16 protein-coding genes are annotated in these 17,165 nt (G+C 38.1%); 11 read left to right on the top strand and 5 right to left on the bottom strand.

What is annotated here, in order from left to right; all coding sequences use genetic code 11:
• From CXF70_RS10375 to CXF70_RS10415, 9 genes are all read left to right on the top strand, one after another.
• The coding region (locus CXF70_RS10375; protein WP_145990720.1) for a glycosyltransferase at positions 1–909 on the top strand (909 nt) is incomplete at its 5' end.
• The gene (locus CXF70_RS10380; RefSeq protein ID WP_101802600.1) at positions 902–2,254 is read left to right on the top strand and encodes an MATE family efflux transporter; all 1,353 of its coding nucleotides are present in this window, start codon (positions 902–904) and stop codon (positions 2,252–2,254) included. The genes CXF70_RS10375 and CXF70_RS10380, both read left to right, overlap by 8 nt.
• Positions 2,247–3,272, top strand: a complete 1,026-nt coding sequence (locus tag CXF70_RS10385) for a nucleoside-diphosphate sugar epimerase/dehydratase (protein WP_101802601.1) — start codon at positions 2,247–2,249, stop codon at positions 3,270–3,272. The genes CXF70_RS10380 and CXF70_RS10385 overlap by 8 nt, the downstream gene beginning before the upstream one ends.
• Entirely contained in the window at positions 3,269–4,381 is a 1,113-nt protein-coding gene (locus CXF70_RS10390) for a polysaccharide biosynthesis C-terminal domain-containing protein (RefSeq protein ID WP_101802602.1), read from the top strand. Before CXF70_RS10385 ends, CXF70_RS10390 begins: the two co-directional genes overlap by 4 nt.
• Before the next feature lies 1 nt (position 4,382).
• Complete coding sequence (wecB, locus tag CXF70_RS10395; RefSeq protein WP_101802603.1) at positions 4,383–5,510, top strand: non-hydrolyzing UDP-N-acetylglucosamine 2-epimerase; 1,128 nt, start codon at positions 4,383–4,385, stop codon at positions 5,508–5,510.
• Between the two features lie 16 nt (positions 5,511–5,526).
• A complete protein-coding gene (locus CXF70_RS10400) occupies positions 5,527–6,903 on the top strand; it encodes a UDP-glucose dehydrogenase family protein (protein WP_101802604.1) in 1,377 nt (458 codons plus the stop codon).
• Positions 6,878–7,909 (top strand): GDP-mannose 4,6-dehydratase, encoded by a 1,032-nt coding sequence (locus tag CXF70_RS10405; protein ID WP_101802605.1) that lies wholly within the window; start codon positions 6,878–6,880, stop codon positions 7,907–7,909. The genes CXF70_RS10400 and CXF70_RS10405 overlap by 26 nt, the downstream gene beginning before the upstream one ends.
• Positions 7,910–7,941: 32 nt before the next feature.
• On the top strand, positions 7,942–8,826 hold the full coding sequence (gene galU / locus CXF70_RS10410) for a UTP--glucose-1-phosphate uridylyltransferase GalU (protein WP_101802606.1): 885 nt from the start codon (positions 7,942–7,944) through the stop codon (positions 8,824–8,826).
• A 599-nt stretch (positions 8,827–9,425) separates the two neighbouring features.
• Positions 9,426–9,995, top strand: coding sequence for a DUF7713 domain-containing protein (locus tag CXF70_RS10415; RefSeq protein ID WP_101802607.1), 570 nt, complete (start codon positions 9,426–9,428; stop codon positions 9,993–9,995).
• A 22-nt stretch (positions 9,996–10,017) separates the two neighbouring features.
• Here the strand turns inward: CXF70_RS10415 and CXF70_RS10420 are convergent, their stop codons facing one another.
• From CXF70_RS10420 to CXF70_RS10435, 4 genes are all read right to left on the bottom strand, one after another.
• The gene (locus tag CXF70_RS10420) at positions 10,018–10,596 is read right to left on the bottom strand and encodes a hypothetical protein (RefSeq protein ID WP_101802608.1); all 579 of its coding nucleotides are present in this window, start codon (positions 10,594–10,596) and stop codon (positions 10,018–10,020) included.
• Positions 10,571–10,792: a hypothetical protein gene (locus CXF70_RS10425; RefSeq protein ID WP_101802609.1), complete on the bottom strand. Its 222-nt coding sequence runs from the start codon at positions 10,790–10,792 to the stop codon at positions 10,571–10,573. The genes CXF70_RS10420 and CXF70_RS10425 overlap by 26 nt, the downstream gene beginning before the upstream one ends.
• 261 nt (positions 10,793–11,053) lie before the next feature.
• A complete protein-coding gene (locus CXF70_RS10430) occupies positions 11,054–11,659 on the bottom strand; it encodes a transposase (RefSeq protein ID WP_101802610.1) in 606 nt (201 codons plus the stop codon).
• Between the two features lie 6 nt (positions 11,660–11,665).
• Complete coding sequence (locus CXF70_RS10435; protein ID WP_369916939.1) at positions 11,666–13,204, bottom strand: YifB family Mg chelatase-like AAA ATPase; 1,539 nt, start codon at positions 13,202–13,204, stop codon at positions 11,666–11,668.
• A gap of 170 nt (positions 13,205–13,374) precedes the next feature.
• On the opposite strand from CXF70_RS10435, the gene CXF70_RS10440 reads away from it, so the two are divergent.
• Positions 13,375–13,848 (top strand): ParB N-terminal domain-containing protein, encoded by a 474-nt coding sequence (locus CXF70_RS10440; protein WP_101802612.1) that lies wholly within the window; start codon positions 13,375–13,377, stop codon positions 13,846–13,848.
• 84 nt (positions 13,849–13,932) lie between these two features.
• On the opposite strand, the gene CXF70_RS10445 is transcribed toward CXF70_RS10440, so the two are convergent.
• The gene (locus CXF70_RS10445; protein ID WP_101802613.1) at positions 13,933–15,177 is read right to left on the bottom strand and encodes an O-antigen ligase family protein; all 1,245 of its coding nucleotides are present in this window, start codon (positions 15,175–15,177) and stop codon (positions 13,933–13,935) included.
• 435 nt (positions 15,178–15,612) lie between these two features.
• On the opposite strand from CXF70_RS10445, the gene CXF70_RS10455 reads away from it, so the two are divergent.
• Positions 15,613–16,710: an acyltransferase family protein gene (locus CXF70_RS10455; RefSeq protein ID WP_101802615.1), complete on the top strand. Its 1,098-nt coding sequence runs from the start codon at positions 15,613–15,615 to the stop codon at positions 16,708–16,710.
• Positions 16,711–17,165 lie beyond the last annotated feature (455 nt).

Genomic DNA, 17,165 nt, shown 5'->3' on the forward strand with positions numbered 1-17,165 from the left:
TTAAAATATTTAAAACCTTTAAGTGTTTTAATTTCTCAATTCTGGCTATTTATTTATCTCATTCTAAATACCAAAAAAGGAGAAAATTTAATAGTATATCACTCACTTTGGTTAATGTATCCTTTATATGTAGCAAAAAAAATAAAAAAGTTTAAATTGATATTAGAAGTTGAGGAAATATATCAAGATGCTAGAAAAGTTTCAAAAATTAATTCACTTTTGGAACATAAAACGATTAACTTAGCAGATAAGTATATTTTCCCGACATCGCTATTAAACGATAAAATTAATTCGCAATCAAAAGGTCATACAATTCTATACGGCACATATAAAATAGAAGAAAGAAGAGTATCGAATTTTTCTGATGGTAAAATCCATATTGTATATGCTGGAACCTTTGATCCGAATAAAGGTGGAGTGCAGACAGCTATTGAAATAGCACCTCATCTATCGAATAATTATCACTTGCATATTATGGGCTTTGGAAGCTCAAGTCAATTAAAAGAAACAATAAAACAAATTACTAAAACATCCGAACTTTCTGAGTGTGAAATAACCTATGAAGGAGAATTAAAAGGTAAAGAATACGTTTCCTTTTTGCAGAAATGTCATATTGGTTTGAGTACTCAAAGACCGGATGCTGATTTTAACAAAACATCATTTCCTTCTAAAGTTTTTTCCTATTTAGTAAATGGTTTAAGAGTTGTATCTATAAAATTAGAGGTTTTATCGCTGTCACCAGTCGATTCTATTATCTATTATAGTCAGAGTTCTAGTTCAGAGAGTTTGGCTAAAGCAATTATGTCAATTGATGTAACAGAACGTTATAATAGTTCGAAGTTAATTAATATGTTAGATAATAAATTCGAGAAAGAACTGGAAGATTTAATAGGAATAATTAATGGCTAAATTTATTATAAATCGAGATAACAAAAGCCTTCTTGTCAATATCTTTGGCTCTTTGACTATCAAAGGTGGTGCTTTGATAGTTTCATTGGCAACATTGCCTGCATATATTAGTTATTTTGACAATCAGCAAATTTTAGGAATTTGGTTCACATTACTTTCTGTTTTAACTTGGATTTTAACCTTTGATTTTGGTGTAGGAAACGGACTTAGAAACAATTTAGTTAAAGCTTTTGTGTATAACGATCATGTTTTAGCAAAAAAGTATATTTCTTCAGCATACTTTTTTATGGGTTTATTGAGTCTAGTTACAATAAGCATTTTTTTACTTGTTTCAAAATATATAGATTGGAAGTCTGTTTTCAATATTACAGAACTGAGTATATCATCAAAAACTTTTAATTTAGCTATAGTAATAGTGTTTGTTAGTATAATTCTGCAATTGTTTTTAAAATTAATAAATTCTATTTTATACGCTATGCAAAAATCCGCATTGACTAATTTACTCACATTATTAACAAGTATATTAGTCCTTATATATGTCGCAAATTTCGGATCATTAGACACTTCTACAAACTTAATAAATCTTGCTTTAGTCTATTTAATTGCAGTAAACGCTCCGTTGTTAATAGCTACAATTATCGCTTTTAAGACAACGTTATCAAAATCAAAACCGAATTTTAAGTATTTGGATAAAAAGATTGCAAAGAATATTTTTGTACTAGGTGGTGTCTTTTTTTGGATTCAAATCATGTTTATGTTTATTACAACAACTAATGAATTTTTAATTACATGGTTTTTTGATCCTGCAATGGTTGTAGAATACCAAGTTTATAACAAATTATTTACACTGATAGGTACCCTTTTTAGTATAGGGTTAATACCTATTTGGTCTGCAGTAACAAAAGCTATAGCAGAAAAGAATTATCTTTGGATAAAAAAAATATTTTCAGTTTTGAAATTATTGACACTTGCAGCCATCCTTGTTGAATTTACTTTAGTTATTTTATTACAAGACGCTATTAACTATTGGTTAGGTAAAGATTCATTAGAAGTGAATTACAAATATGCTATAATCTTTGCGATTTCTGGAAGTTTATTCATTTGGAATGGCGTTATATCAAGTATTGTTAATGGGCTTGGGAAGTTGAAAGTACAAGCTATATTTTTAACTTTTGGAGCAATCCTAAAGATACCTCTTTCTATTGTATTGATGAATTACTTCGACTCTTGGATTGGGGTTATTGTAGCAAATGTAATTGCTATGAGCATCTATTGTATTATTCAGCCTATCACATTGGAAATTTATTTAAATAAGAAAGTTAAAGGAGATAAAAATTATGTTTAAAAATAAAGTATTATTAATTACTGGGGGAACCGGGTCTTTCGGAAATGCGGTGTTAAATAGATTTTTAGATACAAATATAAAGGAAATACGTATTTTTTCAAGAGATGAAAAGAAGCAAGAAGACATTCGTAAAAGACTTAATAACCCGAAAGTGAAGTATTATATTGGAGATGTTAGAGATATAAATAGTATAAATACAGCTATGAAAAATGTTGATTATGTATTTCACGCAGCTGCATTAAAACAAGTTCCTTCATGTGAATTTTTTCCTATGGAAGCAGTCAAAACAAATGTAGTTGGCACAGAAAATGTACTAAATGCAGCTATTCAAAACAATGTCAAAAAAGTCATTTGTCTTTCAACTGATAAAGCTGTATATCCCATTAATGCTATGGGGATTTCGAAAGCAATGATGGAAAAAGTAACTGTAGCTAAGTCTAGGACTGTCGATGTTGAAGATACTAACATTTGTGGAACTCGATACGGTAATGTTATGGCTTCGCGCGGCTCAGTAATACCGCTTTTCATTGACCAAATAAAAGCTGGTAAACCTTTAACTATTACGGATCCGGAAATGACTAGATATCTAATGTCTTTGGAAGATGCAGTTGAATTAGTCCTATTCGCTTTCTTAAACTCAAATCAAGGAGATATATTTGTTCAAAAAGCTCCTGCTTCTACGATTGGGGAACTTGCGCAGGCACTTAAAGATTTGTTTAAAGTTGATAATCCAATCGAAGTAATTGGAACTCGCCATGGTGAAAAATTATATGAAACTCTTCTTACTAGGGAAGAAATGGCTGTTGCTACTGATATGGGGGGGTACTATCGTATCCCAGCTGATAATCGTGATTTAAACTACAATAAATATTTCACTGAAGGTGAAGAGGAAATTTCCGAAGGTTGGGAGTACAATTCTCACAACACACATCGGCTATCAAATCAGGAGATTAAAGAGTTATTGCTAACTCTTGATGTAGTTAAAGAAGAACTTGCTAAAATGGGTGTCAAACAATGACAAAAATTTTAGTGACAGGTGCTAATGGATTTGTCGGTAAAAACTTAGTGGCAGAATTAAGAAATCAAGGTTACAAGGATTTATACCTATTTAATAGAGAGAGTTCATTTGAAGATCTAGAAAATTATACAAAAGACTGTGATTTTGTTTTTCACTTAGCCGGTGTGAACCGTCCGGAAAATGAAAGTGAATTCAAAAAAGGAAACCATGGCTTAACTTCTAGATTGCTTCAACTACTAAAAAAAAATAAAAATAAAACCAAAGTATTGATGACTTCTTCAATTCAAGCAGAGAAAAATAATCCATATGGACAAAGCAAAAAAGCTGGAGAAAATGAATTATTTGCTTATACACAAGAAACAGGTGCAAAAACATTTATATACAGGTTACCAAACTTATTCGGTAAATGGAGTAAGCCAAATTATAATACAGTAGTTGCGACTTACTGTTATAACATAGCAAGAGATTTAGATATTCACATAAGTAATTCAGCAGTGCTTCTAGAATTGGCTTACATTGATGATGTCCTGGAAGAATTTATGAGAGCACTGAAAGGCAATCCATCTGTCAATGGAGATTTCTGCATTATACCAGTTACTCATAACATTACACTGGGAGAATTAGCGAATCAGATTAGAAACTTTAAGTACAGCAGAACCTCCTTAGCAGTTCCCGTGATGAACGATGAACTGACGAAGAAGTTATACAGCACTTACCTTAGTTTCTTACCGGAAGATAATTTTTCTTATGATTTAAAAATGAATATTGATAACCGGGGTTCCTTTACTGAATTCCTCCGTACACCAGATCGTGGCCAGGTTTCAGTAAACATTTCTAAACCTGGTATTACGAAAGGAAATCATTGGCATCATACAAAAAACGAAAAGTTCTTAGTAGTAAGCGGGAATGGTTTAATTAGATTCAGAAATATTGATTCAACAGAGATTATAGAATACTATGTGAACGGTGATAAACTGAAGGTTGTAGATATTCCAACAGGCTATACACATTCAATCGTGAACATTGGAGAAACAGACTTAGTCACAGTTATGTGGGTGAATGAAAGCTTCGAGCCAGATAAGCCGGACACTCATTATTTGGAGGTTTAAAATGAAAAAATTAAAAGTAATGACTGTTGTAGGAACAAGACCTGAAATCATTAGACTTTCAGCAGTTATCAATAAATTAGAAGAATCTAATGCAATTGAACACATTCTTGTACATACTGGTCAAAACTATGATTATGAACTAAATGAAGTTTTCTTCAAAGATTTTGACTTGAGAAAACCGGATTATTTCTTAAACGCTGCAAACGGCACAGCTGTTGAAACAATCGGAAATATACTTTTGAAAATCGATCCGATTTTAGAAGAAGTGAAACCAGAAGCATTACTGGTACTTGGAGATACAAATAGCTGCCTATCTGCTATTGCTGCCAAGAGAAGACAAATTCCTATCTTCCACATGGAAGCCGGCAACAGGTGTTTCGATCAGCGTGTACCAGAAGAAACAAATCGTAAAATTGTCGATCATACTGCTGATATCAATTTAACCTATAGTGATATTGCCAGGGAATATCTTTTAAGAGAAGGATTGCCGGCAGATCGAATTATAAAAACTGGTAGTCCGATGTTCGAAGTTCTTAATTCAAGAAAAGAAGATATTAAGAACTCAAATATAATTGAGGAATTGAATCTTCAAGAAGACAATTATTTTGTAGTATCTGCTCACCGAGAAGAGAACATCGGTTCTGAAAAGAACTTTATGGATTTATGTAATAGTTTAAATGTGATTGCAGATCTGTATAGTCTGCCAATAATCATTAGTACTCATCCTAGGACTCAGAAAATGATTGATGCAAAAGAAATTAAATTTAACTCACTAATAAAGATGATGAAACCATTGGGTTTTAATGATTATGTGAAGTTGCAAATTAAAGCTAAAGCAGTTCTTAGCGACAGTGGGACTATTAGTGAAGAATCATCCATTTTAGGTTTTAAAGCACTGAATATAAGAGAAGCTCATGAGCGTCCTGAGTCCATGGAAGAAGCTTCGGTTATGATGGTGGGTTTGGAGAAAGAAAGAATATTACAGGGGTTAGAAGTTCTAGATTCACAAAGTGAAAACATCTTACTAAAAGTTCAAGATTACAGCATGCCAAATGTATCTGATAAAGTACTGAGAATAATTATTTCTTATACTGATTATGCAAATAAAATTGTATGGAAAAAATACTAAATAAGTTGGTGTTTGTATGTATAAAATAGCAGTAGCCGGAACAGGTTATGTCGGTTTAGTCGCTGGTGTCTGTTTTGCTGAAATGGGTCATAAAGTGACTTGTGTAGATATAGATGAAAAAAAGGTTAAGATTATGCAATCTGGCGTATCGCCAATTTATGAAGAAAACTTAGAAGAATTGATGCAGAAAAATTATGCTTCTGGAAAAATAGAATATACTACCGACTATAAAGTAGCGTACAAAGATGCCGACGCAGTGTTTATAGGTGTTGGAACTCCGGAGAACGAAGATGGTTCAGCGAACTTATCATATATAGCAACGGTAGCAAGACAGATTGCTGAGAACGTTGAAAAAGACTGCTTAATCGTTGTTAAATCTACTGTCCCAGTTGGTACTAATGATAAAGTGGAACAATTCATTAATGATTTTTTGGTAAATGATGTGCGGGTAGAGGTAGCGTCAAATCCCGAATTTTTAGCACAAGGCTCAGCAGTGCATGATACGTTATTTGCAAAACGAATTATAATCGGAACAGAAAGTGAATGGGCAGAAAATTTATTGAAGAAAATCTATGAACCATTTAATTTGCCGATTGTAGCAGTGAACAGAAGGTCCTCAGAGATGATAAAATATGCTTCTAACGACTTTTTGGCTTTAAAAATTTCTTATATGAATGATATCGCTAATCTTTGTGAATTAGTTGGAGCGGATGTGCAAGATGTTGCTCAAGGAATGAGTTTCGATGACCGAATCGGTAGTAAATTCCTAAATGCTGGAATTGGTTACGGTGGTTCATGTTTCCCTAAAGATACAAAAGCATTGGATTATTTGGCTACACAAAATGGCTATGAACTGAAAACAATTAAAGCAGCTATTGATGTGAATAGAGATCAGAAAACTTTGCTTTATAAAAAGGCAAGCAATCGCTTAATTACATTCAACGGATTAAAAGTAGCCGTTTTAGGCTTGACCTTTAAGCCAGGAACAGACGATTTGCGGGAAGCACCGTCTCTTGAGAATATTCCTCTTCTTCTTGCACAAGGAGCAGATATCTATGCGTTTGATCCTGTTGGTTCGGATAACTTTGCTAAAGTTTATCCAGAAGGGGCAAACGGAAATGGTACCATTACTTACGTACAAAGTGCAGAAGCTGCTCTGGAAGATGCTAATGTATGTTTCATTTTTACTGAATGGGGAGAGGTTAAGCAAGTTCAGCCTGAAGCATTCAAAATGCTTATGAGAACTCCTTTAGTATATGATGGCAGAAATCTCCACGCTGTTGAAAGCATGGCTGAAGCGGGAGTGGAATACTACTCTATCGGACGCGCACCAGCAAATAAAAATGGTTTGAAGGAGCTGAAGAAAGTTGAGTTACAATCTTCTAGACTCTGATAAAACTTACCTGGTGACTGGAGCTGCTGGGTTTATAGGATATTATTTATCTATGCAGCTACTAGATAATGGTTGTAATGTAATTGGTATTGATAATTTAAATGATTATTATGATGTTAAATTAAAGGATGAAAGATTGAAGAGTTTGTTAGAGCAGGAAAATTTTCTTTTTATAAAGGGAGATATTTCAGACCAATCTGTCATTAATCAAATTTTCGAGGAACGTAAGCCCAATCTAGTTATAAATCTGGCTGCACAGGCAGGAGTACGGTATTCGATTGAGAATCCCGACGTCTATATACAAAGCAACATTATAGGATTTTACAATATTCTTGAAGCATGTAGACATTATCCGGTTGATCATTTAGTCTATGCATCTTCCAGTTCTGTATATGGATCAAATAAGAAAGTGCCTTTTGAAGAAACTGATTTTGTGGATACACCGGTTTCACTCTATGCTTCTACAAAAAAATCCAATGAATTGATGGCTCATACATATAGTCATTTGTATAACATCCCTTCAACAGGTCTACGCTTCTTTACAGTTTATGGACCGATGGGAAGACCAGATATGGCTTATTTTGGATTTACTGATAAGTACTTTGCTGGAGAAGAAATTAAAATCTTTAATGACGGAGATTTCGAAAACGATTTATATCGAGACTTCACATATGTAGATGATATTGTCGAAGGCATTCAGCGTTTATTGTCGAATCCTCCAGTCAAAACTGAAAATGCTCCTCATAGAGTTTTTAATATCGGAAACAGCAGCCCAGAAAAGTTAATGACATTTATAGGAACACTTGAAAAGTGCTTAGAAAATAGTTTAGGTAGAGAAGTAGAGTTCAAAAAGAAATATGAACCTATCAAACCAGGTGATGTTCCAGCAACTTTTGCTTCCACAAAGTTACTTGAAGAAGCGGTTGGATTTAAGCCAAAGACATCAATTGAAGAAGGCTTACAGCAATTCACCGACTGGTATTGTAAATACTATAATAAAAAGTGATTAGTTAGAGATTGTGAAAAGAAGGTGTTTAAGTGCAGGTCAAAAAAGCGATTATTCCAGCAGCAGGCTTGGGAACTCGATTCCTTCCGGCCACAAAAGCAATGCCTAAAGAAATGTTGCCGATCGTTGATAAGCCGACTATCCAATACATAGTAGAAGAGGCAATTGCTTCTGGCATTGAAGATATCATTATTGTAACGGGTAAAGGGAAGCGGGCAATCGAGGACCATTTCGATCATGCTTTCGAACTTGAAGAAACCCTTTTGAAAAAAGGAAAGACAGACATGTTGGATTCTGTTTTACAAACGTCTAACGTTGAAATTCACTATATCCGCCAGAAACAACCACTGGGATTAGGTCATGCAATTTGGTCTGCCCGTAAATTTATCGGAAACGAGCCCTTTGCAGTTTTGTTGGGGGATGACATCGTCGAAAACGATGAGCCAGGCTTGTTGCAATTGATAAAGCAGCACGAGCAGGTTGGTAAGAGTGTAATTGGTGTCAAGCAAGTATCTGATGAAGATACACAGCGTTACGGCATTATTGATCCGGTATTGGTGGACGGCAAACTGATTGAAGTTAATAAGTTTGTTGAAAAACCTGCAGCTGGAACTGCTCCATCGAATTATGCAATCATGGGCCGTTATGTGCTAACTCCGGAAATCTTTAATTTCCTGGGTGAACATCAGTTAGGCGCGGGTGGAGAGATACAATTGACGGATGCTATTCAGAAGTTGAATGAGACTCAGTCGGTTTTTGCCTATGAATTTGACGGTCGCCGTTTTGATGTTGGTGAGAAGTTTGGGTTTATCGAGACAACTATTGAGTTCGCTTTACAGCGTCCAGAGTTGCGGGAGCAGTTGTTGGAGTTGTTTGAGAAGAAGTTGGAAGAATTAAATGTTAAAGATAGTAAGTAGTTAGTTTTTATAACTTAAAAGCGAAAAAGGGCGTTTAATAAGTTTATTCCAGATATTGGAGTCTTATTAGACGCTTATTTTTATATGATTTTTTAGCTTATATTTAATGTTAGACCATTTCTTGTTAAAAATTACTATTAACCAATAGATATATTTGTTTAAATTTTAATCACAATAATATTAAAATAAATGACCCTTAGAATTTTCATAATAAATTCGCGCCCCTGTGTCAGACACAACTCAGTTTATTCATGACAATTGCATACAAAAGAAGCTGTATCCAGGAACACCAATGGTTTTCGATGCAGTTTTTCTATGTTTATCCGAAAAGGTAAATAGTCATAAAAGTGTGCGACACAGGGACAATCTGGGAACTGCTGGAAATGGCTTTGGGTGCAGACCCGAAAATAGCTCGCGAGCCACCCTTCTCGTGAAAAGACCCACATCGGATGAAAGCGCGATTCCCTCCAATCCCGAGCAGCCATTCCATCATTTAAGAACATCGGGTCTGTCAAACAACTTTTACACCTTGGATTGCACAGCGCTCCGCCTTGTTTTATTGTATAGAGAGAACGAGAACAGCAAAGAGGTGAAGCGGCATGGAAAAATGCCAAACGTGTAAAAAGGATGAATCCACTATTCGTTACGGGGAAGAACGGTTCTGTTTAACATGCTACAATACCCTGATGACAGAGGAACTCGGTGTAGAGGCCACCAGCTATCCGAAATCGCTGTCTATAAGGGATGGACTAGGAGAAGTGCATCGTTATCGCTTACGTAAGCGCCTGGATCCGATTGGTGTCATCATGGAGGCTGAAGAGCAGGTGGAAGAAGGTGGCTATTTCTTTCAGCTGTCTGGTGACTTAAATTGTGATCAGGAGAAACTGTTGATGCAATTGTTGGCCAAAGCTGAAAAGGGGATGGCTGAAACATACGTTGAGGAGAAATTATTTGAAGATGAAACCACTTACCACGGTCTCCGTAACGAGCGTTTAGCGGGCCGAATCGAATGGAATCCGGCAGCTGAAGAAATTCCGTTGCTGGTGGTGGACGGAAAACCCTATACGTGGGAACAAATTGGGAAGCTGCTGATGCACTATGAAGGATTTCAGTTGAAGATGGAGATATTGGATCCTGGAGAAGAAATCGAATGGAACAAAGATAAATAGAAAAAGAGCAAGGACAGTAATTTCACTGTCCTTGCTCTTTGATCGTTTCGAAAAATACATCGGCTACCTCTATTTCTTTTTTGCCTTCTAATTGGGAATAGATATAATCCTGATCCAATTCATTTGCTTCATAGAGTTTCGTCATCCATTTGAGCTGCTCTTTCTCTTTCCAGTGCACTAGTGCCCGTAACCTGTCACAGAATATATCTTCCGGACTGATCATATGAACAATGCAACCGTCATCAGTCAGCACATCTCTTACTTTTTCGTAACTGCCAGCCAGATGGTTGTCAGGTACTTCGACGGAAACTTGCAATTCCTTTAAATAGCTGTCTTTTCCCTGTCTTTCGAAACCTAACTCCACAAGAGATTCCATAATTTTTTCATGGGAAGTTGCAACAAAATCAATATCAGCTGTTGCATATTGGCCGGTGGTATAGTATTCAACACTCAGACCTCCGACTACTATCAATAAAATATTCGGATGCTTGTTTTCAATATACTCTGTTACAAGTCCAGCAACACGGATATTCTTTTCTGCTAAAGGAAGGTCTTTCAAGCGAGCTAATTTTTCTTTATATTGTTCTATTTTGTTCTCCATACTCTTTTTCAAACATCAGAAGGATTTTAGTCTCATCTTCAGATCGGGGACGCTGTCTGCCCGGCTTTAAATCAGAAACAATTTCTCCTGTCCTCTCTTCTAAAGTTCTCAGGAAATCATCCGGCAACATCGACTTTGAATTTCGACGCTCCTTCATGGCAATGCTTGCAATTTCCAGTTTACGCTTAGAATCCATCGTCGATCACCTCTTTCTTATATAATAGCATATTTTTATTGTAATCAATAAGAAATCAATTCTGGACAGGAGCCAAATTTAAATCGCGCCCCTGTGTCAGACACAAATCAGTTTATTCACGACAACTGCATATAAAAAATGGTGCATCCATAAAACCACTAGGGTTAGAGGATGCGGCTTTTAAATTTTTATCGAAGCGGATAAATAGTCATAATTGCACCGGACACAGGGACAATCTGGGAACTGTTGGAAGCCGCCCGCCTACATCACCGGCGGCTCCATATCCTCCACATGCTTGTCTTCCTCCGCATTCTGGGCATATGTCAGGCAATACATACAATACGCCGTGTTGTTCTTCTCAAACGGTTCCGGCAATAACTCCCTTAACATCTCCCGGTCCAAGAAAGCCGGAGCGGCAATCGACTCATCCCAATACAACGGAAATGAACTGTACGGATACTGCTCCAGCCGCTCGACCATCGGCTTTTTCGTCTGGATCGGGTTACGGTGGATATAGCTGCTGACGGTTAGGAGCCCCAGACGGGAATCCACTTCCTTTGCAAAATAGCGCTTCTGGTAAATACGGCCGATGTGGTTATGGCGCTTCGCATACGACAGACTATAACGCCGGTTGATCTGACTCATGACTTTGTGGAGCGGATCTCGCAGCGGTTTGATCAGGATATGATAGTGGTTCGTCATAAAACACCACGCCAGGATTGTGAATGGATAGCTGGCATGGACTTCCACAAATACCCGCTTCAGTTCATGCATATCCTCTTTTGTCCCAAAAACCGACTGTCGGTTATTGCCGCGCAGAATGACGTGGTAATAGGAATTCGGATTGAATTCACGCTTCCTCGTCATCTTCGGTTACCGCATCAACGAATTCTGCGCAACTGAAGCGGAAATTTTCCACTTCAGCGCTTCATCCACCGCCCCATCCGACACGGCATCTTCATTCCGCACATCCGCAATCGTCCTTGCCAGCCGCAGGATTTTCAGCGTCGATCGGCTGCTCAGGTTCTCTTCGAAACTGGCCGCTTCGATCCGCGCCAGCTGTGCGGAACTGAAGGACACCTTCTCCTCGAACAGCTTAACCGGCACAATGGCATTCGTGTAGTTTGCGCCGTAGCGGAGCCGCTGCCGGTCACGTGCTACCGCCACCATCTCCCGCATTTCTTCGGACGTCGCCGATGTCACTTGTTCGAACACGCTCTGGCTTTTCAATGCCAGCACAAAGTCGATGCGATCAATGATCGGTCCGGTGATTTTCTGCATATACTTCAAGCGTACCTTGTCGCTGCAGACGCAGTATTTCTCCCGGGCGCCGTAATAGCCGCACGGACAGGGATTGGTCGCTGCGATCAGGTTGATGCTCGCCGGAAAACGGTCAGAGCCTTCAACCCGATTCACCACCGCGAATCCCGATTCGAGCGGCTGCCTTAAAGTATCAATGACACGTCGCGGAAAGTGACCTAGTTCATCAAGGAATAAAACACCCCTGTGGGCAAGCGACATCTCTCCGGGTTTCGGGTAACGCCCGCCGCCGACAATCGCACCTTCCGACGAAGAATGATGCGGCGAGCGGAACGGCGGACGCTCGGACAGGCTGCGTGCTTGTTTTGCCAACTGGTAGATGCTGTAGACTTCCAGCACCTCATCATGTGTCAAATCCGGCAGAATCGTGTGGAACGCGTTTGCGAGCAGACTTTTGCCGCAGCCGGGCGGACCGCTCATCAGCACATGATGGCCGCCAGCCGCCGTAAGCAGCAATGCCCGTTTGGCATCCGTGTGGCCGCGGATTGCCGAAAAACAGATATGCGGTGCTTTTTCCGTTTCTTCGTAAACCGTTTCCGTTTGGAGAAGGGTGATTTCATTGTCAAAAAGTGAAGGCTGGCCCTTGAGGTGGGCGAGCAATGAGGGCATGTCCGGCATACGGATCAACTCGATATCCGCTGCTAAGGCAAAAAGGGAGATTTCAATGGGTGGAATGTAAATGCGTTTAAAACCGAGCAGAATCGCCTGATGGATCGTCGGAATCATGCTGTGGAACGTCGTCAGCTGCGCGTCCAAAGTCAGCGCGACGATGAAACAAGTTTTTTCCGGTATCTTGATCGGCTGTTTTGCCATCGCCTGCAGCACCGCCAGGAGCATCGCTGCATCATATGAAGTGCCTTGTTTCCGAACATCCGTAGGCGACAGGTGGATGGTGATCTTTTTCATATCGATATCTTTGCCGAGCGCATGGAGACAATTCAATATCCGCTCCCGCGACTCTTTGATCGACACATCCGGCAAGCCGATGATGACACATGACTCCTTGTCGTCACGGACGGTCGCCTCGACTTGAATAATCTGCCCGGCAAGCCCGGACATGCCGACACTGTAAATGTAATTGCTTATGGGAATCCCTCTTTTCTAATGAGTATTGGCTTGCCCTATAAGTATAATAGAAGAAAAGTTTATTGTCTAAATAATCTGATAAAAATAAGTTGTTGGTAATCTTCATAATATCTTCTCTTAGAAAACACCAAATGTGCTATCCTAAAAACAATAAAAGCACGAGAGAAGGAAGTTAAATGAAGAAAATGAAAGAGAACCCCGATTTTATTCCATGTACAGCAGTGGAAGGAGACGAAATGCTCGGTGGCTTTCCATTCAATTGGCATATCACCCGCGCCACTGAATGGATAAAGGAGAACCTGGATCAGGTCGAACTGTCTGTTGTGCAGATTGGTCCGCCGGGTCCAGGTGCCGATTCACCGAGGCTCGATGAGGAATTCCTGCCAAAAGCGGATTTGACGAGACCGATCATCATGGTCCGCATGCGTCCGGAATTTTTCAGATTGATCGATGGCAACCACCGCGTGGCCAAAGCGAGACGCTTGGGTGTAAATGAACTGCCTGCCTATTACCTGACACAGGAACAGCACCGGCAATTCTTCACATCCAAAGACATGGACAAGAGGTATGTGGATTATTGGAATGGCAAGCTGAAAGATTTTAGTAAAGATAATGGGCGATGGGCCGTTGTAGGGGAAGTTGAAGTTTAAGAAAAATAGACGTTAATTGAAAATGGAACGATCAATAAAACCGCCTGCAGAAATCAAAAATTCTGCAGGCGGTTTAGTTCTGTATTAACTTTCTTTCTCAAGTGCTGTGTAATCGGGTAGTCTATGAGATGCTTTCCTGATTAGAAAAGCAATGATAATCCACATTAAAACAGAAATGATTTCAAACTTATATATTAGGTGACCTTCGAAAACCTGTAAAAATAAAATTGCAGTGAAGTAACCTAAAAGTATTCTAAAATCTGTATCAATTACTTTTGCTTTTCCAACAGCAAAAGCTATTGAAAAGAGCAATGCACCGACTAACACGAGACCGATGAAACCGGATTGAAAAAAGACCTGGACATATAGGTTATGCAAATAGCCGCCAAGCTCTTGAAATTCATTATTAACCCCTAACCCCGTCCAAAAAGCACTGTTTTGAAGAACGTTTTCTACAGCTTCGCTCCAAATACGGTCTCTCCCGGAAAAAAAGTTTTTACCTGTGACTTGGATGCTAAGATCATTCAATGATTGGCCAATGGAGGTATGTTTCAAATAGATATAGAGTCCTGTAATCATCGGACTTAACAGAATAAGAGAAGTCACTATATAGAATATATATTTATAGAGATATTTTATTGCGAAAAAAGTGAAGACAACAATGAAAAAAGCCATCATAGCGGTTCTGGATGTTGCGGTGAAAAGAGTAATAACCAACAAGATAGTGGTATAAATATTTAGCGATTTTAAGATGATATTTTTCTCTTTAAGGTTAATCAGACAAAAGAATAGCAATAAAAACGCGATTATCCCATTTGAGTTTGCTGCAATCAATTTATTGATGGACAACAAAATCGGTAAAAAGAATACATTAGCATAGATAAATACAAAGACAATCCACATACGCTTATCTACAATTCTATTCTTGAAAAATACGATTGCTGTAAAGAGCAAAACGATAGTTAGGAAGTATGTTATGTATTCAAGTTTTAACGGTGCATCTCGGTTGATATTCAATACATAATAAGTAGCAAAAAGTATTAGTGAACCAGTGACGAGTAAATTGTTCTTATTTGCGATCAATTTTCTATCGATCAGCAAGTGGTAGATCAATACAATGGAAAGGATAACGGTGGGAAAGATTAAAGACTCCTTGCTTGTAAAATGATGTACTGTGAACTGCATTCCCATAACGAGTAGAGTAGCAAATATAATGGCCGTTGCAATGAGTTGTGCAACTGGTCTTACTCTTGTTGAATCCAAATTCTTCACCTCAAAATCAATTTTGCAATCAGGATCAGAGCCTATGATAAGACGACCATATTCCAAAATCACACTTTTACTATTATATAACAATTTCTTTTATATAAGAATGGTGTAGTGAAAAATCATAAAACTGTTTTTAAAATGATAAAGCTTGTTATGTAAAGACTCTATTTAAGGGTTTTTACTTATTCTGAAATAACAGTTGTCATTAAATACCAGGATGAGATTGGTATGCAGAGTGAAATTGATTGTTCTACTAAAACTGCTTGTAAATATAGAAGTAATAACCATTATTTTGTATTTAAGAATTTTTATCCTAAACTCTCAAAGTTTCTAATTACCAAAAAAATACTAAATAGCCACACATTTTATCAAAATCAACTAGACACCAGAAAGGAGAATCTTTATACTATAATAATGTGTGCAAAAGAAATTCTTCTTTTTACACAAAATAACAACTTAGTATTTCTTACATAAGTTAGTAAATGGAGAATGAACGTGAAAAATCTAAATGAAATTAATATCATACGGGCAATCATGTGTCTTGCGATTGTTCTAACACATTCCATCTCGAATTATTTACGCAATGTAGAAGTCGACCAGGCTGCCTACGATCAATATATCCTCTGGATCCGTTTTGCACTTCTATGCTCAACCCCGATCTTTATTCTGCTGTCAGAAACCTTGATCTCCAAAAACTATCCGAACGGTTTGCAGAAAGGCTTCTTCTGGAAACGGATCAAGTTTATTTTGATTCCTTATCTGCTTGTTGGTTTAGTGGTCAGCTATAAGAGTGCCGGGGGAGACCTGGCCGTATTTATTGATGTGATCCAGAAGAAGGTGCTCTATGGCCAGTGGTACGGTTTCTTTGTCATCGTCATCTTCCAGTTTTATATCCTGCACTGGCTGATCGGGAAATACCTGGCACGCGTCAATCCGATCGGGCCGATCCTGATTTCGTTCGTCATCTCGTTTGCCCATGTCTACTGCTATGTACATATGGAGGCGTACCAAAATTTCATCCTGAACGAATATCCGCTCTGGTATAAGACGCATATCTTTACGTGGCTGTTCTACTTCATCGTGGCCTTCTATATCGGTCAGTATTATGAGCAGCTCGTCACTTTCCTGACCCACAAAATCTGGGTGCCGATCCTGATGACTGTCTCCAGCTATGGTGTCATTGTGTTCAACTACAAAGTCATGGACTATGGAAGAATCTCGAGCGAACGCTACGACATGTTCCTGTTCTCTGTAAGTGTTTTCTTCCTGCTGGTGGCGTTGATCCGGAAATTCAGTTTTGATAACCACACGTTGGTGATGATCAGTAATTTCTCATTCTTTATCTATTTGACACATATGATTTTCCTGCCATACTTCGTGAAGCTATCCATGACATTCGGCGATCACTTCTTCAGCTACGTCATCTCGATGGCGTTCCTGACGGTTGCATCTTGTATAGGTGTGGCGTTCTTGTTGTATCAAAGTAAGTTAACCAGGCATTTTACTGGGAAGATTAAGTATTTGGAGCCGGCTGTAAAAACTCCTAAAACGCAAACCACTCAGAAGAGAGAGCCGGAGTATGTGAATAATTGATTTGAAGTTCCTAATAAAGAATATATGCAATAAGCCGTATTCAGAACCTTAATCAGGTTTTGGATACGGCTTTTGCATTTTTATCAAGGCAGATAAATAGTAATAGCAATATCACACCACTGTGTTAAACGCAATTCACGATGTACAGTAAACTTGTATAAAAACTACTCGAATTGAGCATAACGTCGAGCTTGTTTTCATTTTTTTAAAAGAAGTAAGTTCTCATAGATGTGTAGTACACAGGGATATTCTGGGAACTGCTGAAAAAAAACACTTAAACTTGCCAGCTTCTATTTTTGAAATCCTCCACCATCGGTAGCTCTAAATCATCCAATCGTTTATCTTCCTTCTCATTCAACTCATATATCAAGCACTTATGTTTAGTGTTTTCATTCGATTACTAAATATTGGAAGTATTGAAATTGAGCCAGTAATACACTAATGAAAAGTTAATA

Origin of the sequence: Planomicrobium sp. MB-3u-38 (assembly GCF_002836425.1) — a bacterium.
Lineage (GTDB): Bacteria > Bacillota > Bacilli > Bacillales_A > Planococcaceae > Planococcus > Planococcus okeanokoites.

Coding starts and splice junctions, on each gene's coding strand:
- CXF70_RS10425 (WP_101802609.1), bottom strand. CDS start 10,792: ATGGATTCTAAGCGTAAACTGGAAATTGCAAGCATTGCCATGAAGGAG.
- CXF70_RS10385 (WP_101802601.1), top strand. CDS start 2,247: ATGTTTAAAAATAAAGTATTATTAATTACTGGGGGAACCGGGTCTTTC.
- wecB (WP_101802603.1), top strand. CDS start 4,383: ATGAAAAAATTAAAAGTAATGACTGTTGTAGGAACAAGACCTGAAATC.
- CXF70_RS10400 (WP_101802604.1), top strand. CDS start 5,527: ATGTATAAAATAGCAGTAGCCGGAACAGGTTATGTCGGTTTAGTCGCT.
- CXF70_RS10380 (WP_101802600.1), top strand. CDS start 902: ATGGCTAAATTTATTATAAATCGAGATAACAAAAGCCTTCTTGTCAAT.
- CXF70_RS10415 (WP_101802607.1), top strand. CDS start 9,426: ATGGAAAAATGCCAAACGTGTAAAAAGGATGAATCCACTATTCGTTAC.
- CXF70_RS10440 (WP_101802612.1), top strand. CDS start 13,375: ATGAAGAAAATGAAAGAGAACCCCGATTTTATTCCATGTACAGCAGTG.
- CXF70_RS10430 (WP_101802610.1), bottom strand. CDS start 11,659: ATGACGAGGAAGCGTGAATTCAATCCGAATTCCTATTACCACGTCATT.
- CXF70_RS10390 (WP_101802602.1), top strand. CDS start 3,269: ATGACAAAAATTTTAGTGACAGGTGCTAATGGATTTGTCGGTAAAAAC.
- CXF70_RS10420 (WP_101802608.1), bottom strand. CDS start 10,596: ATGGAGAACAAAATAGAACAATATAAAGAAAAATTAGCTCGCTTGAAA.